General features: G+C 40.8%; 18 protein-coding genes. 17 read left to right on the forward strand and 1 reads right to left on the reverse strand.

The window, feature by feature from the left end:
- The first annotated feature begins 90 nt into the window (after window positions 1-90).
- From QM857_RS08240 to QM857_RS08305, 14 genes are all read left to right on the forward strand, one after another.
- Window positions 91-2,775, forward strand: a complete 2,685-nt coding sequence (locus QM857_RS08240) for a cation-translocating P-type ATPase (protein WP_414275640.1) — start codon at window positions 91-93, stop codon at window positions 2,773-2,775.
- 108 nt (window positions 2,776-2,883) lie between these two features.
- Window positions 2,884-3,294, forward strand: coding sequence for a peptide deformylase (locus QM857_RS08245; RefSeq protein ID WP_247922255.1), 411 nt, complete (start codon window positions 2,884-2,886; stop codon window positions 3,292-3,294).
- A gap of 155 nt (window positions 3,295-3,449) precedes the next feature.
- Window positions 3,450-3,614 carry a DUF3953 domain-containing protein gene (locus QM857_RS08250; protein WP_414275641.1) on the forward strand — a complete coding sequence of 55 codons (165 nt, stop codon included), beginning with the start codon at window positions 3,450-3,452 and terminating at the stop codon, window positions 3,612-3,614.
- A 79-nt stretch (window positions 3,615-3,693) separates the two neighbouring features.
- Window positions 3,694-4,416 (forward strand): peroxide stress protein YaaA, encoded by a 723-nt coding sequence (yaaA, locus tag QM857_RS08255; RefSeq protein ID WP_414275642.1) that lies wholly within the window; start codon window positions 3,694-3,696, stop codon window positions 4,414-4,416.
- 139 nt (window positions 4,417-4,555) lie between these two features.
- A complete protein-coding gene (locus tag QM857_RS08260; RefSeq protein WP_414275643.1) occupies window positions 4,556-5,842 on the forward strand; it encodes a homoserine dehydrogenase in 1,287 nt (428 codons plus the stop codon).
- Between the two features lies 1 nt (window position 5,843).
- Entirely contained in the window at window positions 5,844-6,713 is an 870-nt protein-coding gene (gene thrB / locus QM857_RS08265) for a homoserine kinase (protein WP_414275644.1), read from the forward strand.
- Window positions 6,714-6,837: 124 nt separating this feature from the next.
- Window positions 6,838-7,776, forward strand: a complete 939-nt coding sequence (msrB, locus tag QM857_RS08270; RefSeq protein ID WP_414275645.1) for a peptide-methionine (R)-S-oxide reductase MsrB — start codon at window positions 6,838-6,840, stop codon at window positions 7,774-7,776.
- Between the two features lie 50 nt (window positions 7,777-7,826).
- A complete protein-coding gene (locus QM857_RS08275) occupies window positions 7,827-9,551 on the forward strand; it encodes an ABC transporter ATP-binding protein (RefSeq protein WP_414275646.1) in 1,725 nt (574 codons plus the stop codon).
- Between the two features lies 1 nt (window position 9,552).
- On the forward strand, window positions 9,553-11,301 hold the full coding sequence (locus tag QM857_RS08280) for an ABC transporter ATP-binding protein (RefSeq protein ID WP_414275647.1): 1,749 nt from the start codon (window positions 9,553-9,555) through the stop codon (window positions 11,299-11,301).
- A 121-nt stretch (window positions 11,302-11,422) separates the two neighbouring features.
- A complete protein-coding gene (locus QM857_RS08285; protein ID WP_414275648.1) occupies window positions 11,423-12,682 on the forward strand; it encodes a TRZ/ATZ family protein in 1,260 nt (419 codons plus the stop codon).
- A gap of 180 nt (window positions 12,683-12,862) precedes the next feature.
- Window positions 12,863-13,958, forward strand: a protein-coding gene (prfB, locus tag QM857_RS08290; protein ID WP_100249482.1) for a peptide chain release factor 2 whose coding sequence is annotated in 2 segments (ribosomal slippage) — window positions 12,863-12,934 and window positions 12,936-13,958 — 1,095 coding nt in all. Because the reading frame shifts where the segments join, the coding sequence is not laid out codon by codon here.
- Between the two features lie 15 nt (window positions 13,959-13,973).
- Window positions 13,974-14,666 carry a cell division ATP-binding protein FtsE gene (gene ftsE, locus QM857_RS08295; protein ID WP_303406987.1) on the forward strand — a complete coding sequence of 231 codons (693 nt, stop codon included), beginning with the start codon at window positions 13,974-13,976 and terminating at the stop codon, window positions 14,664-14,666.
- Window positions 14,659-15,585 (forward strand): permease-like cell division protein FtsX, encoded by a 927-nt coding sequence (gene ftsX / locus QM857_RS08300; RefSeq protein WP_414275649.1) that lies wholly within the window; start codon window positions 14,659-14,661, stop codon window positions 15,583-15,585. Before ftsE ends, ftsX begins: the two co-directional genes overlap by 8 nt.
- A 179-nt stretch (window positions 15,586-15,764) precedes the next feature.
- Entirely contained in the window at window positions 15,765-16,919 is a 1,155-nt protein-coding gene (locus QM857_RS08305) for an MFS transporter (protein WP_414275650.1), read from the forward strand.
- 41 nt (window positions 16,920-16,960) lie between these two features.
- Here QM857_RS08305 and QM857_RS08310 read toward each other — a convergent pair whose 3' ends face one another.
- Window positions 16,961-17,581 (reverse strand): TVP38/TMEM64 family protein, encoded by a 621-nt coding sequence (locus QM857_RS08310; RefSeq protein ID WP_414253905.1) that lies wholly within the window; start codon window positions 17,579-17,581, stop codon window positions 16,961-16,963.
- 152 nt (window positions 17,582-17,733) lie between these two features.
- Between QM857_RS08310 and QM857_RS08315 the strand changes: the two genes are divergently transcribed.
- Genes QM857_RS08315 through QM857_RS08325 form a run of 3 tightly spaced genes read left to right on the forward strand, consistent with a single transcriptional unit; the run spans window position 17,734 to window position 24,226 of the window.
- The gene (locus tag QM857_RS08315) at window positions 17,734-19,302 is read left to right on the forward strand and encodes a type I restriction-modification system subunit M (protein ID WP_414275651.1); all 1,569 of its coding nucleotides are present in this window, start codon (window positions 17,734-17,736) and stop codon (window positions 19,300-19,302) included.
- The gene (locus QM857_RS08320) at window positions 19,302-21,125 is read left to right on the forward strand and encodes a restriction endonuclease subunit S (RefSeq protein ID WP_414275671.1); all 1,824 of its coding nucleotides are present in this window, start codon (window positions 19,302-19,304) and stop codon (window positions 21,123-21,125) included. The genes QM857_RS08315 and QM857_RS08320 overlap by 1 nt, the downstream gene beginning before the upstream one ends.
- Window positions 21,126-21,181: 56 nt before the next feature.
- Window positions 21,182-24,226 (forward strand): type I restriction endonuclease subunit R, encoded by a 3,045-nt coding sequence (locus tag QM857_RS08325; protein ID WP_414275652.1) that lies wholly within the window; start codon window positions 21,182-21,184, stop codon window positions 24,224-24,226.
- Window positions 24,227-24,247: the final 21 nt, after the last annotated feature.

The following is a 24,247-nucleotide window of genomic DNA, read 5'->3' on the forward strand; positions in this document are numbered from 1 at the left end:
TTTCCGGCACTATATTAAACAGCGAGACTTGTTTTTTTAAAAAACAGGTCTCTTTTTTTGTAAAAAGAGGCCAAAAAGGAGGAGACTGTTTTGTCAAAAGAACAAAATAAAGACTTGTTTTACACACAAGCCTCAGAGGAAGTCCTAAAGAACTTGGACTCATCTATCGAAGGTTTATCAACTGCTCAAGCTAAAGAACGCTTAGCGACTTATGGTCGTAATGAGTTGGAAGAGGGAGAGAAACGTAGCCTACTAGCTAAATTCCTTGATCAATTTAAGGATTTGATGATTATCATCTTGCTTGCGGCAGCCGCACTTTCTGTGATTACAGAAGGAATGGACGGTCTAACGGATGCCATTATCATCTTGGCCGTTGTTGTCTTGAATGCTGCCTTTGGGGTTTACCAAGAAGGGCAAGCAGAAGCAGCCATTGAAGCTCTGAAAAATATGTCTAGCCCGATGGCTCGTGTTCGTCGCGATGGTCATGTGATTGAGATTGACTCAAAAGAATTGGTACCTGGAGATATCGTCTTGCTTGAAGCAGGAGATGTAGTGCCTGCCGATATGCGTTTGTTTGAAGCGGCTTCTCTTAAAATCGAAGAAGCAGCTCTTACAGGGGAGTCTGTGCCAGTTGAAAAAGATGTGACAGGAATTGTTGAAGCAGATGCTGGTATCGGGGATCGTGTTAACATGGGTTACCAAAACTCAAACGTAACATACGGTCGTGGGCTTGGTGTCGTGACTAACACTGGTATGTATACTGAAGTTGGTAAGATTGCGGATATGTTAGCCAACGCAGACGAAACAGAAACACCATTGAAGCAAAGCTTGGAACAATTATCTAAGGCCTTGACTTACTTAATCATTGTGATTGCAGTGATTACCTTCTTGGTTGGTGTCTTTGTTCGTGGAGAACATCCATTAGAAGGCTTGATGGTGGCGGTTGCTCTTGCGGTTGCTGCGATTCCAGAAGGTCTCCCTGCCATTGTAACCATCGTTCTATCTTTGGGAACTACAACCCTTGCAAAACGGAATTCAATCGTCCGTAAATTACCAGCGGTTGAAACTCTTGGTTCAACAGAAATCATTGCATCTGATAAGACAGGTACCTTGACTATGAACCAAATGACTGTTGAAAAGGTTTATACCAACGGTCAATTGCAAAGTTCAGCATCTGAAATTGCTACTAACAACAATACACTACGTATCATGAACTTTGCCAATGATACAAAGGTAGACCCATCTGGCAAGTTGATTGGGGACCCAACGGAGACTGCCTTGGTACAGTTTGGTCTGGACCACAACTTTGACGTTCGTGAAGTCTTGAAGGATGAGCCACGTGTAGCTGAATTACCATTTGACTCAGACCGTAAACTCATGTCTACCATTCATAAGGAAGCAGACGGTTCTTACTTTATCGCTGTCAAGGGTGCGCCTGATCAATTGCTCAAGCGCGTGACTCGTATTGAAGTCAATGGGGAAGTTCGTCCAATCACAGAAGAAGATAAAAATGCTATCCTTGCCACCAACAAAGACTTGGCTAAACAAGCCCTCCGTGTCTTGATGATGGCTTATAAGACAAGCCATGAAATTCCAACCTTGGAATCTGAAATTGTTGAATCTGACCTCATCTTCTCTGGTTTGATCGGAATGATTGACCCTGAGCGCCCAGAAGCTGCAGAAGCTGTTCGTGTTGCTAAGGAAGCGGGTATCCGTCCAATCATGATCACAGGTGACCACCAAGATACAGCGGAAGCTATTGCTAAACGTCTTGGAATCATCGATCCCAATGATACCGAAGACCATGTCTTCACTGGTGCTGAGTTGAACGAACTCTCTGATGAAGAATTCCAAAAAGTCTTTAAGCAATACTCTGTATATGCCCGTGTATCACCTGAGCACAAGGTTCGTATCGTGAAAGCATGGCAAAAAGAAGGTAAAGTTGTTGCCATGACAGGTGACGGGGTTAATGACGCGCCATCACTTAAGACGGCTGACATCGGTATCGGTATGGGGATTACTGGTACAGAGGTTTCTAAGGGAGCTTCGGATATGGTCCTTGCCGATGATAACTTTGCAACCATTATCGTAGCGGTTGAAGAAGGACGTAAGGTCTTCTCCAATATCCAAAAATCTATCCAATACCTCTTGTCTGCTAATATGGCTGAAGTCTTCACCATCTTCTTTGCAACTCTCTTTGGTTGGGATGTATTGCAACCAGTGCATCTTCTCTGGATTAACTTGGTAACAGATACTTTACCAGCCATCGCTCTTGGTGTGGAACCAGCTGAGCCAGGCGTTATGACCCACAAACCTCGTGGACGTAAGTCTAACTTCTTTGATGGTGGTGTCTTCGGTGCTATCATGTATCAGGGTGTTTTCCAAACTATTCTCGTTCTTGGTGTCTATGGTTGGGCTATTCTCTTCCCAGAGCATCAAGTTCAAAGTGAAATCCACGCAGATGCCCTTACCATGGCCTTTGCAACTCTTGGTTTGATCCAATTGCTCCATGCCTTTAACGTCAAGTCTGTTTACCAATCAATCTTTACGGTTGGACTCTTCAAGAACAAGACCTTTAACTGGTCAATCCCAGTTGCCTTTGTCCTCTTTGTGGTGACAATTTTGGTTCCTGGATTTAATAATCTCTTCCACGTGTCACATTTGAGCTTGACTCAGTGGATGGCGGTTATTGTAGGTTCACTCATGATTGTAGTCCTTGTTGAGATTGTCAAAGCAGTCCAACGAGCACTTGGAAAAGATAAAAACGCTATTTAAGCATTATGAAAGTCATCTTCGGATGGCTTTTCGTTTGTATATAAAGGTAAACTGCCAAAGATTTTGTGCTATAATCAAGGAGAATGATATCGCATGGAGGAAAGAATCTTGGAAAAGAAAATTGTAAAAGATATCTTGTTTTTGTCGCAGGTATCCCAGCCTGCTAGTCAGGAAGATTTACCCCTAGCAAAGGATTTGCAGGATACCCTATTGGCTAACCGAGAAAGCTGTGTTGGACTAGCGGCTAATATGATTGGGGTACAAAAACGTGTTATTATTTTTAATATCGGAATGATTCCCATGGTTATGTTTAATCCAGTTCTCCAATCTTTTGAAGGAGCATACGAGACAGAGGAAGGTTGTTTGTCTTTGACAGGTGTCAGACCGACAACTCGGTATGAGAAGATTACAGTAAGCTACAGAGATATCCATTGGCAAGAGCAAACCATTACCCTGACAGGATTTCCAGCGCAGATTTGTCAGCATGAACTGGATCATTTGGAAGGGATTATCATATAGGCCTTGTTTTCTAGATGAGAGTTAATCCTCTAAAGGTCAAGTTGTCAAGGATAACTATCTCAAAACCTTCAAACTAAGTAAAACCTCGTTTTTCTTGCACTCTTGTTTGAAATTTGTGATAATAAATGAAAGAATAATAATTGGAGGACAGTCAAATGGGATTTTATCTGATGATTGGTTCGATGTTGCTTGGTCTTTTCGCTTTGAAGATAGGATTTTCTCTTCTAAAGGAGAAAAAGTTTAATCTGTCATCTATCTTGGCAAGCTGCCTTGGGACAGCACTAGTTCTCTTTGCAATCTGGTTAGGATTGCCAAAATAAGGAAAGAAGCCTCGGTAGTCACCGAGGTTTTTAGGTGTAAATCCTTGGTAGTCCTAGAAAAATATGCTACACTAACACTATGAAAATTCTAATCCCAACTGCAAAAGAAATGAATACAAATGTCCCTAGTTTAGAAGCAAATCCCTTGCGTCCTGAAAGTCAGGCTATACTAGAGGAGTTAGCAACATACTCGGTCCAAGAACTAGAGAGTTTTTACAAAATCTCTGCTGATAAAGCGCAAGAGGAGTATGGCCATATCCAAGCCTTGAAAAATGGATTGGCTAGCAACTATCCAGCCTTGCATCTTTTTGATGGACTTATGTATCGCAACATCAAACGGGACAATCTAACCAAGAAAGAGCAAAGCTATCTCGAGAAACATCTCATGATAACGTCAGCTCTCTATGGGGTTATTCCAGTCTTTGCGCCCATCGCTCCTCATAGACTAGATTTTATGATGAAGCTCAAAGTTGGTGGCAAAAGTCTTACAAAACATTGGCAGGCAGCTTATGAAGAGTCGGTGAAGGAGGAAGATTACATCTTTTCACTCTTGTCTTCGGAGTTTGAAAATGTCTTTCCAAAAGAAATCCGAGAGAAAATGGTGACCTTCAAGTTTATGGAAGACAAAGATGGAAAACTAAAAATCCACTCAACCATTTCAAAGAAAGCTAGAGGAGCCTTCTTAACAGCCTTGATGGAAAATCAGGTGACTTCGGTAGAAGAGATCAAAAAGCTTAGCTTTGCAGGTTTTAACTATAGAAATGATCTATCTAGTGACAAGGAATTGGTTTTTGTAAAATAGATTGAAAATAACGTCTGTCCTAGGTTGTATCGGGGCAGGCTTTTTAGGATTTGGCCTTTCTATTTTTAGTTTAGAATGGTAGGAATTTTCGCACAATTTTGGTATAATAGGACTATTAGAAAATTTCGAGGAGACGAACATGTCAGTTAAGATTGCTTTACTTGGATTTGGTACTGTAGCCAGTGGTGTACCATTCTTGCTAAAGGAAAATGGGGAAAAAATCGTTCAAGCAGCACATTCAGAAATTGAAGTAGCCAAGGTTTTGGTCAAAGACGATGAAGAGAAAGCACGCTTGCTTGAAGCAGGAAATGATTTTAATTTTGTAACAAATATCGATGAAATCTTGTCAGATAAAGACATCACCATCGTTGTTGAGTTGATGGGACGTATCGAGCCTGCTAAAACCTTTATCACTCGTGCTTTAGAAGCAGGGAAACACGTCGTAACAGCTAACAAGGACCTTTTGGCAGTTCATGGTGCAGAATTGCTTGAGATTGCCAAAGCTCATAATGTTGCTCTTTATTATGAAGCAGCTGTTGCGGGAGGGATTCCAATCCTTCGTACCTTGGTTAACTCACTAGCATCAGACAAAATCACACGTGTTCTTGGTGTTGTCAATGGAACATCTAACTTCATGATGACCAAAATGGTAGAAGAAGGTTGGTCTTATGCAGATGCCCTTGCTGAAGCTCAACGCCTTGGCTTTGCTGAAAGTGATCCAACTAATGACGTTGACGGGATTGATGCAGCTTACAAGATGGTCATCCTCAGTCAGTTTGCTTTTGGGATGAATGTCAAATTTGAAGATGTGGCCCATCAAGGGATTCGCAACATCACTCCAGAAGATGTGGCAGTAGCTCAAGAACTTGGTTATGTTGTGAAACTAGTTGGTTCTATCGAAGAAACACCTTCTGGAATCGCTGCTGAGGTTACTCCAACCTTCCTACCTAAAACTCATCCACTTGCAAGTGTCAATGGTGTTATGAATGCTGTCTTTGTGGAATCTATCGGTATCGGAGAGTCTATGTACTACGGACCAGGTGCAGGTCAAAAACCAACTGCAACAAGTGTTGTGGCTGATATTGCCCGTATCGTTCGTCGTTTGAATGATGGAACAATTGGAAAAGCCTTTAATGAATACAGCCGTCCAGTAGTCTTGGCTAAGCCAGAAGATGTCAAAGCTAACTACTATTTCTCAATCTTGGCTCCAGATTCAAAAGGTCAAGTCTTGAAATTGGCTGAGCTCTTTAATGCAGAAGATATCTCCTTCAAGCAAATCCTTCAAGATGGTAAGCAAGAAGGCAAGGCTCGTGTTGTCATCATCTCTCATAAAATCAACAAGGCACAGCTTGAAAATATTACAGCAGCTTTGAAGGGTGTAGCCGAGTTTGAACTTCTCAACACCTTCAAGGTTTTAGGAGACTAAGATGAAGATTATTGTACCTGCTACAAGTGCCAATGTGGGTCCTGGTTTTGACTCGGTTGGAGTAGCTGTAACCAAGTATCTAGAAATTCAGGTTTGTGAGGAACGTGAAGAATGGATGATTGAGCACCAATTAGGCAAATGGATTCCACGTGACGAACGTAATCTTTTGCTGAAGATTGCTCTACAAATTGTTCCAGACCTACAACCAAGACGTCTGAAGATGGTCAGCGATATTCCTCTTGCACGTGGACTGGGTTCATCTAGCTCTGTCATCGTTGCTGGAATTGAACTGGCAAATCAACTCGGAAACTTGAAATTAAGTAAACATGAAAAATTACAGTTGGCGACTAAGATTGAGGGACACCCTGATAATGTTGCGCCGGCTATCTATGGTAATCTGGTCATTGCAAGCTCAGTCGAAGGTCAGGTTTCAGCAGTTGTGGCGCCTTTCCCAGAGTGTGCTTTCCTAGCTTATATTCCAAACTATGAATTGCGAACTCGCGATAGTCGTGGTGTCTTGCCTAAGAAACTCTCTTACAAGGAAGCTGTTGCAGCAAGTTCTATCGCCAATGTTGCTATTGCAGCTCTACTGACTGGTGACATGGTTAAAGCAGGCCAAGCTATCGAAAGTGACCTCTTCCACGAACGTTACCGTCAAGAACTGGTGCGAGAATTTGCGACCATCAAAAAAGTTGCCAAGAAAAATGGTGCTTATGCAACCTACCTCTCTGGAGCTGGTCCGACTGTCATGGTCTTGGCTGACCCTGACAAGATGCCAAAGATTAAGGCAGAGCTTGAAAAGCAACCGTTCAAAGGCAAGCTTCATGACTTGCAAGTAGACACAGAAGGCGTTCGCGTCGAAGCAAAATAAATTTAGCAATAGGATGGGGAAACTCTCTATTAGAGGGCTTCCTGTCCTTTTTTTGAAAATGAAAGATGGGATATGAAATGATTCCCGTGTTTAGCGACCGACAGACGGTCAAGGAGGATTTGAAATGGCAGAAATATATCTAGCAGGCGGTTGTTTTTGGGGCTTGGAAGAGTACTTTTCACGTATTTCTGGAGTGTTGCAAACCAGTGTTGGTTATGCCAATGGTCAGGTAGAAACCACCAATTATCAATTAATCAAAGAAACAGATCATGCTGAGACTGTGCAAGTTATTTATGATGAAAAGACAGTCTCGCTCCGTGAGATTTTGCTTTATTATTTCCGAGTTATCGATCCCCTTTCTGTCAACCAACAAGGGAATGACCGTGGTCGTCAATACCGCACAGGGATTTATTATCAAGATGAAGAGGATTTGCCAACCATCCATACGGTCGTTCGAGAACAAGAGCTTCTTATCGGTCGTAAAATAGCGGTAGAAGTGGAGAAACTCCGTCACTATATCCTGGCTGAGGACTATCACCAAGACTACCTCAAGAAAAATCCTGGTGGTTATTGCCACATTGATGTGAGGGATGCTGAGAAACCACTGATAGATGCCGCCAACTATGAAAAACCTAGTCAGGCAGTTTTACGAGAGAATTTATCAGAAGAGTCTTATAGAGTTACCCAAGAGGCTGCGACGGAAGCTCCCTTTAGCAATGCCTACGACCAAACCTTTGAGGAAGGAATTTATGTCGATATCACGACTGGTGAGCCCCTCTTCTTTGCCAAGGATAAGTTTGCCTCAGGCTGTGGTTGGCCAAGCTTTAGTAGCCCCATTTCTAAAGAGCTTATCCACTACTACAAAGACTTGAGTCATGGTATGGAACGTATCGAAGTCCGGTCACGTTCGGGTAATGCCCACTTGGGGCATGTCTTTACAGACGGGCCTCAGGAACTAGGTGGCTTACGCTATTGCATTAATTCTGCTTCTTTACGATTCATTGCTAAGGATGAAATGGAAGAGGCTGGCTATGGCTACCTACTTCCATATTTGAACAAGTAGAAAAGATGGTGGTTTTTCCACCTTCTTCATTTTGAAAATAGAAGGGACACATGAAACAATTACTTTCTTACTTTAAACCCTACCTGAAAGAGTCTTTCCTAGCACCCTTGTTTAAGTTGTTAGAGGCTGTCTTTGAACTTTTGGTTCCCATGGTAATAGCTGGGATTGTCGACCAATCCATTACTCAAAAAGATCAGGGTCATCTGTGGATGCAAATAGGCCTCCTCTTTGTGTTTGCAGTTATTGGTGTTTTGGTAGCTTTAGTAGCCCAGTTTTACTCAGCCAAGGCAGCAGTTGGCTTTACCAAGGAGTTGACCAATGACCTCTATCGTCATATTCTCTCTTTGCCTAAGGATAGTAGAGATCGTTTGACGACTTCGAGTTTGGTGACACGTTTGACTTCAGATACCTATCAGATTCAGACAGGTATCAATCAATTTTTACGCCTCTTTTTAAGGGCGCCTATTATTGTTTTTGGTGCCATTTTCATGGCTTATCGTCTCTCGCCTGAGTTGACCTTCTGGTTTTTGGTCATGGTTGCCATTTTGACCCTTGTCATTGTCGTTTTATCACGGTTGGTCAATCCTCTCTACAGTAGTTTGAGAAAGAAAACTGACCAGCTAGTTCAGGAGACGCGCCAACAGATACAAGGTATGCGTGTGATTCGTGCCTTTGGCCAAGAAAAACGAGAAATCGAGAACTTCCAAGTACTCAATCAAGTCTATACAGCTATCCAAATGAAAACAGGACACTGGTCCAGTCTCTTGACACCCTTGACCTATTTGATCGTCAATGGAACTTTGCTGGTGATTATCTGGAATGGCTATATTTCTATCCAGGGAGGCTGGCTCAGTCAAGGTGCCTTGATTGCCTTAATCAACTATCTCCTGCAAATCTTGGTAGAGTTGATAAAACTAGCCATGCTCATCAATTCACTCAACCAGTCCTATATTTCTGCCAAGCGGATTAAAGAAGTCTTTGCAGAAAAGCCTGAAGATATACTGGCAGAAATTGCTCAAAAAGAAACTTCCTCGAATCAGTCCTTACGAGTTGAACACTTGAGCTTTACCTACCCAGATGCTGCTCAACCATCCTTGCGAAATATTTCTTTTGCTATGCAACAAGGACAAATTCTTGGAATCATCGGGGGGACTGGCTCTGGTAAGTCAAGTTTGGTACAGGTCCTACTTGGCCTTTATACGGCAGATAAGGGAAGTATTTCCCTTTATCGAGATGGACGTAGTCCTCGCGATCTTTCTGAATGGCGATCCTGGATGGCTTATGTTTCTCAAAAAGTTGAACTCTTTAAGGGAACCATTCGTTCTAACTTGACTCTGGGTATGGAAGAAACAGTTTCCGACCAAGAACTCTGGCAGGCTTTAGAAATTGCCCAGGCCAAGGATTTTGTCAGTGACAAGGAAGGACAGCTGGACGCAGAGGTTCAAGCAGGTGGTCGTAATTTTTCAGGTGGGCAAAAGCAACGTTTATCGATTGCCCGAGCAGTCTTGCACCAAGCACCATTTCTCATCTTGGATGATGCGACTTCAGCCCTTGATACCATCACCGAGTCCAATCTTCTGAAGGCTGTTCAAGATAACCTACCTGACACTAGCTTGATCTTGATTTCCCAACGAACTTCAACCTTGAAGATTGCAGATCAGATTCTTCTTTTGGAAAAAGGAGAACAATTAGCACTTGGAAATCATGAGGAATTGATGGAGACTAGCCAAGTCTATCGTGAAATCAATGCATCCCAACATGGAAAGGAGGACTAGAATGAAAGGCAAACATGCAAATCAAACCCTTAAACGATTAGCAAAAGATTTAGCTGGCCATCCCGTCCTTCTTTTCCTGGCTTTCTTGGGTACCATTGCTCAGGTAGCCCTATCAATCTATCTACCAATCTTGATAGGACAGGTGATTGACCAAGTTTTAGTGACGGGCTCATCTCAGGTATTTTGGCAGACTTTCCTCCAGATGATTATAGTGGTGATTGGAAATACTCTAGTACAATGGGCCAATCCTCTCCTATACAACCGCCTCATTTTCTCCTATACCAGGGATTTGCGCGAAAAAATCATTGAAAAGCTCCATCGTCTTCCGATTGCCTTGGTAGACAGACAGGGGAGTGGAGAGATGGTCAGCCGTGTGACGACAGATATCGAGCAGTTAGCAGCAGGACTGAACATGATTTTCAACCAATTTTTCATCGGAGTTCTGATGATTTTGGTCAGCATCCTTGCCATGCTCCAAATCCATCTCTTGATGACTCTCTTGGTCTTGCTCTTAACACCTCTGTCTATGGTCATTTCACGCTATATCGCTAAGAGATCCTACCATCTCTTTCAAGAGCAGACAGAGACTAGGGGGATTCAAACTCAGTTGATAGAAGAATCGCTCACCCAACAGACCATTATCCAGTCCTTCAATGCCCAAGAAGAATTTATCCAAAAACTCCAGGAGGCAAATGATACTTATGCAGGTTATTCTCAGTCTGCTATCTTTTATTCTTCGACAGTCAATCCTTCAACCCGTTTTGTCAATGCCCTCATTTATGCCCTACTAGCTGGTGTTGGAGCCTTGCGCATCATGGCGGGTTCTACTTTGACGGTTGGGCGTTTAGTGACCTTTTTGAACTATGTGCAGCAGTACACTAAGCCTTTTAACGATATTTCATCGGTCTTAGCTGAGTTGCAAAGTGCATTGGCTTGTGCAGAACGTGTTTATACTGTTTTAGAAAGCCCTGAGATTATAGAAACTGGTCTTAAAGAATTGAACAGCGACCAAGTCAAGGGAGCTATTTCCTTTAAGCATGTCTCCTTTGGCTATATTCCAGAAAAAATCTTGATTAAGGACTTGTCTATTGATATTCCAGCTGGTAGTAAGGTTGCCATCGTTGGACCAACGGGTGCAGGGAAGTCCACTCTTATAAATCTCCTCATGCGTTTTTACCCGATTAACTCTGGAGATATTTTATTGGATGGTCATTCGATTTATGACTATACCCGAGCTTCTCTTCGACAGCAGTTTGGGATGGTGCTTCAAGAAACTTGGCTCAAGCAGGGAACCATTCATGACAATATTGCTTTTGGATATCCTGAAGCAAGTCGAGAGCAGGTTATTGCTGCAGCCAAGGCAGCTAACGCAGATTTCTTTATCCAACAGTTGCCCCTGGGCTACGATACTAAGCTTGAAAATGCAGGTGAATCCTTGTCTGTTGGTCAGGCTCAGCTCCTGACCATTGCCCGAGTTTTTCTAGCCATTCCTAAGATTCTGATCTTAGATGAAGCGACTTCATCAATCGATACTCGGACAGAGGTATTGGTTCAGGATGCCTTTGCCAAACTCATGAAGGGGCGGACAAGCTTTATCATTGCCCACCGTTTATCGACCATTCAAGATGCAGATTTGATTCTTGTCTTGGTAGATGGAGATATTGTCGAATATGGCAATCATGAGGAACTCATGGAGAGAAAAGGCAAGTACTACAAAATGCAGCAAGCAGCAGCATTTAGTCCAGAGTAAATGGGAAAGCCGTTATAATGCTAATGAACAAACAAGAAAAGTTGCCTTAGGGTGACTTTTTTGTTACAATAGCTAGAAAAATTATCCAGTATGAATACTTATATAGAAAAGGAGCCTAGGGATGAAAGTCTTTCAGCATGTAAATATCGTGGCTTGTGACCAAGATTTCCACGTCTATCTAGATGGGATTTTGGCTGTCAAAGAATCCCAAATCGTCTATGTCGGTCAGGAAAATCAAGAGATTCTTAAACAAGCAGATCAAATCATAGACTATCAGGGTGCCTGGATTATGCCTGGCTTGGTTAACTGCCATACTCACTCTGCCATGACAGGCTTGAGAGGCATTCGTGATGATAGTAATCTCCACGAATGGCTAGAGGACTATATCTGGCCAGCAGAAGCAGAATTCACCCCAGAGATGACTACAAAGGCCGTCAAAGAGGCACTAACAGAGATGCTCCAGTCAGGAACGACAACTTTCAACGATATGTACAATCCTAATGGAGTAGATATAGCTGAGATTTATGAGGCAGTCAAGGCATCCAAGATGCGTTGCTATTTTTCTCCAACCCTCTTTTCTTCAGATGTGGAGACGACTGATGAGACTATAGCAAGAACACGGGCTGTTATCGAGACAATCAAAGGCTACCAAGATCCCAATTTCAAGGTTATGGTGGCCCCTCATTCGCCCTATAGTTGTAGTCGAGATTTGCTGGAGGCAAGTCTTGAGCTAGCAAAAGAAGAAAACATTCCTCTTCATATCCATGTTGCAGAAACACAGGAAGAGTCAGGCATTATCCTGAAACGCTATGGCAAACGCCCATTAGCCTTTCTAGATGAACTCGGATATTTAGATCATAAAGCTGTCTTTGCTCATGGTGTGGAGTTAAATGAAGCAGAGATTGCCCGCTTGGCAGATTCGCAAGTTGCTATCGCCCACAATCCTATCAGCAACCTCAAACTAGCCTCAGGGATTGCACCAGTCATCCAACTTCAAAAGGCAGGAGTGCCAGTCGGTATTGCGACGGATTCAGTTGCTTCTAACAATAACTTCGATATGTTTGAGGAAGGGCGGACTGCAGCACTCTTACAGAAGATGAAGAGTGGTGATGCCAGCCAATTTCCAATCGAAACTGCCCTTAAGGCCCTGACCATTGAAGGAGCTAAGGTGTTAGGAATGGAAGATGAAATTGGTAGTCTAGAAGTCGGCAAACAGGCTGATTTCCTCGTCATCCAACCCCAAGGCAAAATTCATCTTCAACCTCAAGAAAACATGCTATCTCACCTCGTTTATGCCGTCAAATCCAGTGATGTTAATGATGTCTATATCGCTGGTGAGCAAGTCGTGAAAGGCGGTCAAGTGCTGACGGTTAACTTGTAAAAAAGTAGTATAAATTCTCTAAATCTCACGGGAAAATTCTTGTGAGGTTTTTAAAATTTTGCTAGAAATTAGGCGAGTAGATGTCTTGCAGAAATATATTGATACTAAATTAGAAAAACACCGATTAGATAAATAAAAAAAATTATGGTATAATAAAACGATACAATTAAAGGAGTATGTATGGACATTTCAGAAATTCGTCAAAAAATTGACGCAAATCGTGAAAAATTAGCTTCTTTCAGGGGGTCTCTTTGACCTCGAAGGTTTAGAGGAAGAAATTGCCATTTTGGAAAATAAAATGACAGAACCTGATTTTTGGAACGATAATATTGCGGCCCAAAAAACGTCGCAAGAATTAAACGAACTCAAAAATACCTATAATACCTTCCACAAGATGGATGAGTTGCAGGATGAAGTTGAGATTTTACTGGACTTTTTGGCAGAGGATGAATCTGTTAAGGATGAGTTGGTTGAAAAACTCGATGAGTTAGATCAGATGATGACTAGCTACGAAATGACCCTTCTCTTGTCAGAACCCTATGATCACAACAACGCCATCCTTGAAATCCATCCAGGTTCAGGGGGGACAGAGGCTCAAGACTGGGGCGATATGCTCCTTCGTATGTATACTCGCTATGGAAATGCCAAAGGCTTCAAGGTCGAGGTCTTGGACTACCAAGCAGGTGATGAGGCAGGAATCAAGTCAGTAACCTTGTCTTTTGAAGGACCAAATGCTTATGGTCTTCTCAAGTCAGAGATGGGAGTTCACCGTTTGGTCCGTATCTCACCATTTGACTCTGCTAAACGTCGCCACACCTCATTTACATCTGTAGAAGTTATGCCAGAGTTGGATGATACCATCGAAGTTGACATCCGTGAGGATGATATCAAGATGGATACCTTCCGTTCAGGTGGAGCAGGTGGACAAAACGTCAACAAGGTTTCAACAGGTGTCCGCTTGACTCATATTCCGACAGGGATCGTCGTAGCATCAACAGTTGACCGTACTCAGTACGGAAACCGTGACCGTGCTATGAAGATGCTTCAGGCAAAACTCTACCAGATGGAGCAGGAAAAGAAAGCTGCTGAGGTAGACTCGCTCAAGGGTGAGAAAAAGGAAATTACATGGGGAAGCCAAATCCGCTCCTATGTATTTACGCCTTATACAATGGTAAAAGACCATCGTACAAACTTTGAAGTAGCGCAAGTCGATAAGGTTATGGATGGAGACCTAGATGGTTTCATCGATGCTTATCTGAAATGGCGTATCAGTTAAAAGAAAGGAAGTCACATGTCAATCATTGAAATGAGAGATGTTGTCAAAAAATATGACAACGGGACAACAGCCCTACGTGGCATCACTGTAAATATCGATGCAGGAGAATTTGCCTACATCGTAGGACCTTCAGGTGCTGGTAAATCAACTTTTATCCGTGCCTTGTATCGTGAGGTCAAAATCGACAAAGGAAGCTTGCAAGTTGCAGGTTATAACCTCGTTAAGATTAAAAAGAAAGATATTCCGTTCTTGCGTAGAAAAGTTGGAGTAGTCTTTCAGGATTACAAACTTTTGCCAAAGAAAACCGTTTATGAGAACATTGCTTACGCCATGGAGGTTGTTGGTGAAAGTCGTCGTAACATCAAAAAACGTGTTATGGAAGTCTTGGACCTTGTCGGTTTGAAGCACAAGGTTCGTTCATTCCCGAATGAACTTTCAGGTGGTGAGCAACAACGTATCGCCATTGCGCGTGCTATTGTAAACAATCCTAAGGTTTTGATTGCCGACGAACCAACAGGAAACTTGGACCCAGATAACTCATGGGAAATCATGAACCTCTTGGAACGTATCAATCTTCAAGGGACAACTGTTTTGATGGCGACTCACAACAGCCAAATCGTAAATACCTTGCGCCACCGCGTTATTGCCATCGAGAATGGTCGCGTGGTACGTGATGAAGCGAAAGGAGAGTACGGATACGATGATTAGTAGATTTTTCCGCCATCTGTTCGAAGCTTTAAAAAGTTTAAAGCGTAATGGATGGATGACCATTGCTGCTATCAGTTCAGTAATGATTACCTTGACCTTGGTTGCTATCTTTGCTTCAGTTATCTTCAATACTGCGAAATTAGCAACTGATATTGAAAACAACGTCCGCGTCATGGTTTATGTTCGTAAAGACGTTGAAGACAACAGTGAAACCATTGTAAAAGAAGGCCAAACAGTCACTAACAATGACTACCACAAGGTCTACGATGCCCTAAAAGCTTTGCCAGCTGTTAAAAATGTAACCTTCTCAAGTAAAGAAGAGCAGTACCAAAAGCTGACTGAAACTATGGGTGACGAGTGGAAGGTATTTGAAGGAGATGCAAACCCTCTTCATGATGCCTACATCGTAGATACAAATTCACCAAGTGATGTAAAACCAGTCGCTGAAGAAGCTAAGAAAATCGAAGGTGTTTCTGAAGTTCAAGACGGTGGTGCCAATACTGAACGTCTCTTCAAGTTGGCGTCCTTCATCCGTGTATGGGGATTGGTTATTGCAGGACTCTTGATCTTCATCGCAGTCTTCTTGATTTCAAATACCATCCGTATTACCATCATTTCACGTAGTCGTGAAATCCAAATCATGCGTTTGGTTGGTGCCAAGAACGGCTACATCCGTGGCCCATTCTTGCTAGAAGGTGCCTTTATCGGATTGTTGGGAGCGGCTCTCCCATCAGCTTTGGTTTACTTTATCTATAACCGAGTGTTCCAATCTGTAAATCCATCTTTGGTTGGCCAAAACCTATCTTTAATTACACCGGATACCTTTATTCCATTGATGATTGGACTCTTGTTCCTCATCGGAATCTGTATCGGTTCACTTGGTTCAGGAATCTCAATGCGTCGATTCTTGAAAATCTAAGTCACATAACTGGATAAAACACATAAAAAAGTGGGATGTCATCAAGACTTCACAGCTCTTGATGCCCCGCTTTTTCTTTTGGTCTTGGTGCTCAGTCACTTGCCAATTTGGGGTAAAGAGTGTATGATAGGAAAGGACCTTTTTACTAATATGAAAAATGAACAATGAATGAGGAAAAGATGAAACAATTTTTGGAAAAAGTGAGCATACTCTCCCTATCGTTAGTATTGATCACATCGTTTTCAATTTCGAGCGCCCTGCCTGCTATGTTTGACTATTATCAGGGCTATTCGACTGGTCAGGTCGAACTCTTGGTCAGCCTCCCATCCTTTGGGATTATGGCCATGCTTTTATTGAACGGAGTTCTAGAGCGTATTTTTCCTGAACGTCTCCAGTTGACCTTGGGACTCTTGATTTTATCCATCAGTGGAACTGCACCTTTCTGGTATCAGGGCTATTACTTTGTCTTTGCGACACGCTTGCTATTTGGGCTTGGAGTAGGAATGCTCAATGCCAAGGCTATTTCAATCATCAGTGAACGTTACCACGGCAAGACCCGTATCCAAATGCTTGGTTTTCGTGGATCGGCTGAGGTAGTAGGAGCCTCTATCTTAACTTTAGCAGTCGGGCAATTGTTAGCATTTGGCTGGACAGCAACCTTCCTAGCCTATGCAGCTGGTCTAGTAGTTCTCGTACTCTTCCTTCTCTTTGTCCCTTACAACAAGGAAGAAATTCACGAGTCCAAGCATCAGACAGAAGAAGCAACGAAACTGACTCGTTCCATGCTCCAATTGATTTTCTTCCTTGCTATTGCAGCCGCAGTGATTGTATGTACCAATACTGCTATCACCTTCCGCATCCCTAGTCTTATGATTGAGGCAGGGTTTGGAGATGCTCAGTTGTCCAGTTTGGTACTTAGTGCCATGCAGTTGATTGGGATTCTAGCTGGAATCAGCTTTTCTTTCTTGATTTCGACCTTCAAGGAAAGGCTTCTATTGGTCGCTGGTGTCACTTTTGGTATCGGGCAAATCATCATTGCTCTTTCCCCATCACTCTGGGTGGTGGTTGCAGGTTCTATCCTGGGAGGATTTGCCTACAGTATCGCTCTGACGACAGTCTTTCAGTTGATATCTGAGCGAATTCCTGCAAAACTCCTCAACAAAGCAACTTCCTATGCTGTTTTGGGATGTTCTTTTGGAGCATCATTAACACCCTTCGTTCTTTCAGGGATTGGCTTGGTGACTATGGATAGTCGAATGACCTTCATCATTCTAGGAGCATGGATGATTGCTACATCAGTGCTTGTTTCCCTCTTATTGAAAAAAGAAGCCTAACAAAGAAAAACTCAAGGATGAATCCTTGAGTTTTTTGTCTATTAGCCAAACATCTGCCAAAAGTAATCGATGATGTAGGTCAAGCCATAAGTGTAAACGACTAGGGTAAAGGGTTTGGTCAGGATGATAATGGTCATATAACGCTTGAAGCTCATCTTGGTCAAAGCAGCCAACATGCAGAGAAAATCAGCTGGACTAACTGGCCAAATCATCATAAAGATAAAGAAACGGTCAAAGCGATTGCCCTCATCCAGCCAACCGATATACTTGTCATAGGTGCGCTTGCTGACCATGGACTGGACAAAGGGTGCTCCGTAGAGACGCACCAAGTAAAAGATAATGGCACAACCAATGACAATGCCGATATAGTTATAAATCGTTCCGATGATGTGACCGTAGATAAAGACACCTGCAACGGAGGTCAGGGCACCTGGAATGATAGGAACAACCGTCTGTAAAATCTGCAAAAAAATAAAGAGTGGTGGTCCCCAAACCCCAGCTTGCTGGATAAAGGCAGATAGGGTTTCCTTGGAGTGCAAGATACCGGCTTGATAGGCCCAGATACAGAATATTAAAGTACCAACTCCACCGACGATGGAGGAAATATGAATAGCTTGCTGTAGAAGGGGAGAAACAGCTTTCATTTCTTTATCGTGTGACATGGAAACTCCTCTTGTATAGTATGATTCTACTATATCATATTTTAGGGAGAAAGACTAGATGGTTTTTGGGAAGGAAGTAGGATCTAGAAGGCGTTTTCTGTCTGGGATATGATATAATAGAAAAGATAATACATTAATTAAGGAAAGTAAAAATGGCAAATAAAGAGAGTGCAGAGCGTAAGGAGCTTCACCGTAAAATTTGGGCGATTGCGGACGATGTTCGTGGGGCTGTTGACGGTTGGGATTTTAAACAGTATATCCTAGGAATCCTATTCTATCGCTTTATTTCTGAGCATATGGCAGACTATTTTGATCACGCTGAGCATGAGGCTGGAGATTTAGAATTTCGTTATGCTGATTTGAGTGACCAAGAAGCTGAGCGAGATTTCAAACCAGGGACAGTTGAGGATAAGGGTTTCTTTATTCTTCCAAGTCAATTGTTTGAAAATGTCGTTAAGAACGCGTCACAAAATGAAAATTTAAACGAAGATTTAGCCAAGATATTCCAAGATATTGAGAAGTCGGCGATTGGATTCAAGTCTGAGGATGATATCAAAGGTTTATTTGATAACTTGGACACACGAAGTAACATTCTTGGTGGAACTGTTCCGGAAAAAAATAAACGTCTTTCTGATATTCTTAATGGTATCAATAGCATTAACTTTGGCAACTTTGAGGAAAATGACATTGATGCCTTTGGGGATGCCTATGAATTCTTGATTTCCAACTATGCGAGTAATGCTGGTAAAAGTGGTGGTGAATTCTTCACACCACAGACAGTTTCTAAATTACTTGCTCGTTTGGTAATGGTTGGTAAGGACAAGATTAACAAGGTTTACGACCCAACATGTGGTTCGGGTTCGCTCTTACTTCAGATGAAAAAGCAGTACGAAGACCATATCTTGGAGGATGGTTTCTTTGGTCAAGAAATCAATATGACTAACTATAACTTGGCTCGTATGAATATGTTCTTGCACAATATTAACTACAACAACTTTGATATTAAGCGAGGAGATACTCTTTTAAATCCTCAACATTTGGATGAAAAACCTTTTGATGCAATTGTTTCTAACCCTCCATACTCTGTCAAATGGGTGGGAGATGGAGACCCAACTCTCATAAACGATGACCGTTTTGCGCCAGCTGGTAAACTGGCTCCTAAGTCAAAAGCTGACTTTGCTTTTATCATGCATAGTCTCAACCACTTGTCTAACAAAGGTCGAGCAGCCATTGTTTGTTTCCCAGGTATTTTCTATCGTGGTGGTGCTGAAAAGACTATTCGTCAGTATCTAGTAGATAACAACTTTGTCGAAGCGGTTATTGCTCTGCCTGATAATCTCTTCTTTGGAACTTCTATCGCAACTACGATTTTAGTGTTGGCTAAGAATAAACTAGAAAATAAAACACTTTTTATTGATGCGAGTAAGGAATTCAAAAAAGAGACCAATAATAATGTCTTGACGGATGGCAATATCGATTATATCGTTGAATTATTCACTAATTATCAAAGTGTAGACTATAAAGCAACTCTTGTTGATAATGAAGTGATTGGTTTAGAACAGGATTACAACCTTTCTGTCTCAACCTATGTCGAACAAGAAGATACACGTGAGAAGATTGATATTGATGAGCTTAATCAAGAAATCGCTGAGACTGTTGCTAAGATTGACCACTTACGTGCAGAGATAGACAAGATTGTAGAGGAGCTAGGAGGTAAATGATGAATATCCTAGAAGAAATCCAAAACTGTCCCGTTGAGTGGAAAGAGTTGGGGGAAGTTGTACATTCCATAAAAACAGGTTTGAATCCTCGGAAATTTTTTCAATTGAATCCTACGGATGCCACGAATTATTATATAACTGTAAGAGAGATAAGGGGACATAAAATTGTTCCATCTGAAAAAACTGATTTAATAAATAATGAAGGATTGATACTTTGTCAAAATAGATCTAATCTTGAAAGTGGAGATGTTCTTTTTACAGGTACTGGAACAATCGGAAATGTTGCCATCATCGAAGAAACTCCAACAAATTGGAATATAAAAGAGGGAGTATATTCCATTAAACCTAAAAAAGAGATAATATGTTCTAAATTTTTGATGTATATTTTTGAGTCTGAAAGAGTTAAAAAAGATATAGAAGGAAGAAAAGCAGGAGGGACAGTCAAAAGTGTTTCAATGACTGAGATGAAAAAAGTAAAAATACCCGTCCCTCCTATAAAAATTCAAGAAAAAATTGTGCAAATACTTGACAAAATGACTGAGTATGTTACAGAATTGACCTCAGAATTGACCTCAGAATTGACCTCACGTAAAAAGCAATATTCTTTTTATCGAGATAAACTCTTATCATTTGAGGATGAGGTATATCAAGTTGAGTGGAAGATGTTAAAAGAGTTTCTTAAAAAAGGAAAAGGGACTAAAATTACAGCTAGTCAGATGAAATTACTTCACAAAGATAGTGCGCCAATCCGTATTTTTGCAGGAGGGAAGACGTACGCTGATGTAAATTATGGAGATATCCCTGATAAAGATATTCATACTGAAGAAGCAATTGTTGTAAAATCTCGTGGAATTATTGACTTTGAATACTGTACAAAACCATTTAGTTTTAAAAATGAATTTTGGTCGTATAGTTCAGATGATGAAAATATCAACCTAAGATATATTTATCATTATTTAATTCATAATAAGGAACATTTTCAAACTATTGCTAATAATATGCAAATGCCGCAAATTTCTAGTAATGATACTGAAAAATTCAAAATCCCAGTTCCTTCCCTCGAAATCCAATCTCGCATTGTTCAGGTTCTAGACAACTTTGACTCGGTTTGTAACGACTTAAATATCGGACTACCCAAAGAGATTGAACTACGTCAAAAGCAGTACGAATATTTTCGAGAAAAACTCTTGACATTCCTCGCTGAAGGCGAGTACACTGAGAGTAGAGTAGAGGAGTGGGACAACTCCGCTCTTATCAAACTTTTACAGTGGGTATTTGGTCCAATTCGGGTGGAACTAGGTAGTGTGTTTGAAGTTATTGCAGGAGGTGATATTCCAAAGAATGGAATCTCTGCTATCGAAACAGAAGAATATCGTTATCCTATCTTATCTAATGGAATTAACGAAAAATCATTATATGGTTGGACAAATCAAGCTAGAATCAAGAACCCTAGCCTAACGGTTTCAGCGAGAGGCACAATCGGATGGACAAGTTATCGTGAAAAACCTTTCTTCCCTATAGTGAGATTACTTGTGTTGACTCCAAAAATTAACCTCAATTTAAAATATGCTTATTATTTTATGAAATCTATCGAGAATAACTATGAAATTCCGCAAAGTGGGATTCCACAGTTAACGAAACCTATGATCCAGAGTAAAATAATTACACTACCACCTCTAGAAGAACAATCTAGTATAGTCTCCATTCTTGATAATTTTAACACTTTAACCAACTCTCTTTCTGAAGGTCTTCCAAAGGAAATTGAACTAAGACAGAAACAGTATGAATACTGGCGAGAACAATTATTAAACTTCACTAGATAAATTCTTAAATCATTTTGAGAAAGAATCTCAAATAATACAATAAAAGGAAGCATGCTATGGTTGATTATTCAAAAATACATGAAGTAATTGCGGAAACAAATGAAGGGATTCTCTTGGCTGAGTATCAACCAGAGTATCGCACGGATAGAGAATATCAGTCAGAGGCTGATTTGGAAAATCAGTTGATTTCTGATTTGGTGAATCATCTCAACTATGAACGCTTAAATATTCATACGCCTGAAGAGCTCTTAGCAAATGCAAAGGTGCAAATAGAAAAACTCAATAAGGTGACTTTTACGAATGCTGAGTGGGATCGCTTTGTAGTAGAGTATCTGGATTGTCCCAATGAAGGATTAGTTGAAAAAACTCGAAAAATCCAAGAGAATTATATCTATGATTTTGTTTTTGATGATGGACGAATTAAAAATATTTTTATCCTTGACAAGAAGAATATTCATAACAATAGCATGCAGGTCATCAACCAAGTAACCCAAGTGGGTAGCCATACCAACCGTTATGATGTCACGATTTTAGTGAACGGTCTTCCCTTAGTTCAGATTGAATTAAAGAGACGCGGGGTTAGTCTTAAAGAAGCTTTTGAACAAATTCATAGATATAGCAAGGAAAGCTTCAATAGCGAAAATTCTTTATACAAATATATTCAGATCTTTGTTATTTCTAATGGAACCTATACACGCTACTTCGCAAATACGACAGCTCAAAATAAAAATCATTATGAATTTACCTGTGAATGGGCAGACCGTAAAAATAAAACCATTCACGATTTAGAAGACTTTACTGTTACTTTCTTGAGTAAGCGAGTCCTCTTGGAAGTCTTGACCAAGTATTGTGTCTTTGATGCTGATAATACCTTACTCATCATGCGCCCATATCAGATAGCTGCAACAGAGAGTATTTTGCGAAAGATTCATTCCACAAATGAAATGAAGAATTTCGGTACGATCAATGCCTGTGGCTATATCTGGCACACTACTGGTTCTGGGAAAACTTTGACTAGTTTTAAGACAGCTCGTTTGGCAACAGAGTTAGACTATATTGATAAAGTGATTTTTGTGGTGGATAGAAAAGACCTTGACTATCAAACTATGAAGGAATATCAAAAATTCCAGCCAAACTCAGTCAACGGTAGTAACAATACAAAAGAACTCCAACGTAGTATTGAAGAAAATGATGATCGAATTGTTGTCACAACTATTCAAAAGTTAAATAAATTCATCACTGCGAATCCAAACCATGAAATCTACAGTAAAAAATGTGTCTTGATTTTTGACGAGTGTCATCGCTCTCAGTTTGGGAAAGCGCAAAAGCGTATCAAAAAGGCTTTTAAACAGTATGCTTTATTTGGATTTACAGGGACTCCGATTTTCCCAGAAAATAGTTTAACGGGAGAAACAACTCAAGAGGTTTTTGGTGAACAACTTCATAACTACGTTATCACAGATGCTATTCGAGATAAAAAAGTGCTGAAGTTCAAGGTTGATTATAACTATATCAAGCCTGAAATTAATAAGTATAGAGAAGCGGAAAAGGCAGTTGGCCGAGAGCTCGATGAAAAGAAACTCAAAAAGATGGAGAAGGAACTCCTTTTACATCCAGAACGGATAGCAACTATCACAGAGTATCTGTTGAGAGTTTATAATGATAAGACGCATCGAAATCAACACTATACTCATAAACAAAAACAACTATCTGGATTTAATGCGATGCTGGCTGTTCAAAGTATTGAAGCTGCGAAATTATACTATGAAGAACTTCAGAGACAACAAGCAGAACTACCAGAGACTAAGCGTTTGAAGGTCGCAACCATTTTTAGCTTTGCACCTAATGAAGAACAGTCAGCTTATGGCGAAATTCAAGATGAAGAGCTAGACCCTCAAGATACAGCCATGCCTCTTTCATCTAAAGAGTTCCTTTCTAAGGCAATCTACGACTATAATCAAATGTTCAAGACCAACTTTTCGACTGATGGGAAAGAGTTTCAAAATTACTATCGTGACCTTTCTAAACGAGTTAAGTCCAAGGAAGTGGATCTGCTGATTGTAGTGGGTATGTTCTTGACAGGATTTGATGCTCCAACCATGAATACTCTTTTTGTCGATAAAAATCTACGTTATCATGGTTTGATTCAGGCGTTTTCTAGAACTAATCGTATTTTTAACAAAGTTAAACCATTTGGGAATATCGTATGTTTCCGTGATTTAGAAAAAGCTACTCAAGAAGCTATTAAAACCTTTGGGGATACTAATAAGCTTGATATTATCTTAGAAAAAAGTTTTAGCGAATACATGGACGGTTTCGTGGATCAGGTAACGGGTATTAAGGTCAAAGGTTATACAGAAGTCTGTCAAGAAATTCTGGAAAGATTCCCTAATCCACAAGAAATTGAAACAGAACATGATAAAAAAGAATTTGTTAAGTTATTTGGTGAGTTTCTGAAGCTTGATAATGTCCTTAGAAATTATGATGAGTTTCAGGAAATCGAAAAGCCTATCTCGGAAGGCTATCTCCAAGATTTAAGAAGTTCTTACGTGGAAATTCGAGATGAATTCTTAAACCTTAAAAACTATGAAAGAACAAAAGACTTAGGTGTTGACCTTTCAGATATTGAATTTGAGATTGAACTCTTAAAAACGGATGAGATTAATCTGGATTATATCCTTGCTTTAATTGTTGAAAAATCGAAGAACTCTGAGTCTAAAGAAGCAATGAAAGCTGAAGTTAGCCGTGTCATTCGCTCAAGTATTGATATTCGTGCTAAGGAAGAGTTGGTGATTGGCTTTATCAATGATACTGATTTAGCGAGTCTGAAAGACCATGATGAGATTATCAATGCATTTTATGCTTATGGTAAAGAACGTAAAGCAGTCGCTATTCGTGAATTAGCAGAGTCTGAAAATCTTGTAAAAGATTATCAATTATTCATTGATCGATCTATTCAACGTGGTTATGCTGAGAATAGTGGAGCTGATTTGGATTCTATTATCCCACCGACTTCTCGTAGACAAGGAGCTCGTGAACGTAAGAAACAAGAAGTTTTACACCAGATTCAATTACTAGTTGAAATTTACTCTGGTATTTAACGAAGTAAACGTCAGATTCAT

Origin of the sequence: Streptococcus infantis (assembly GCF_047463315.1) — a bacterium.
Taxonomy (GTDB): Bacteria; Bacillota; Bacilli; order Lactobacillales; family Streptococcaceae; genus Streptococcus; species Streptococcus infantis_AB.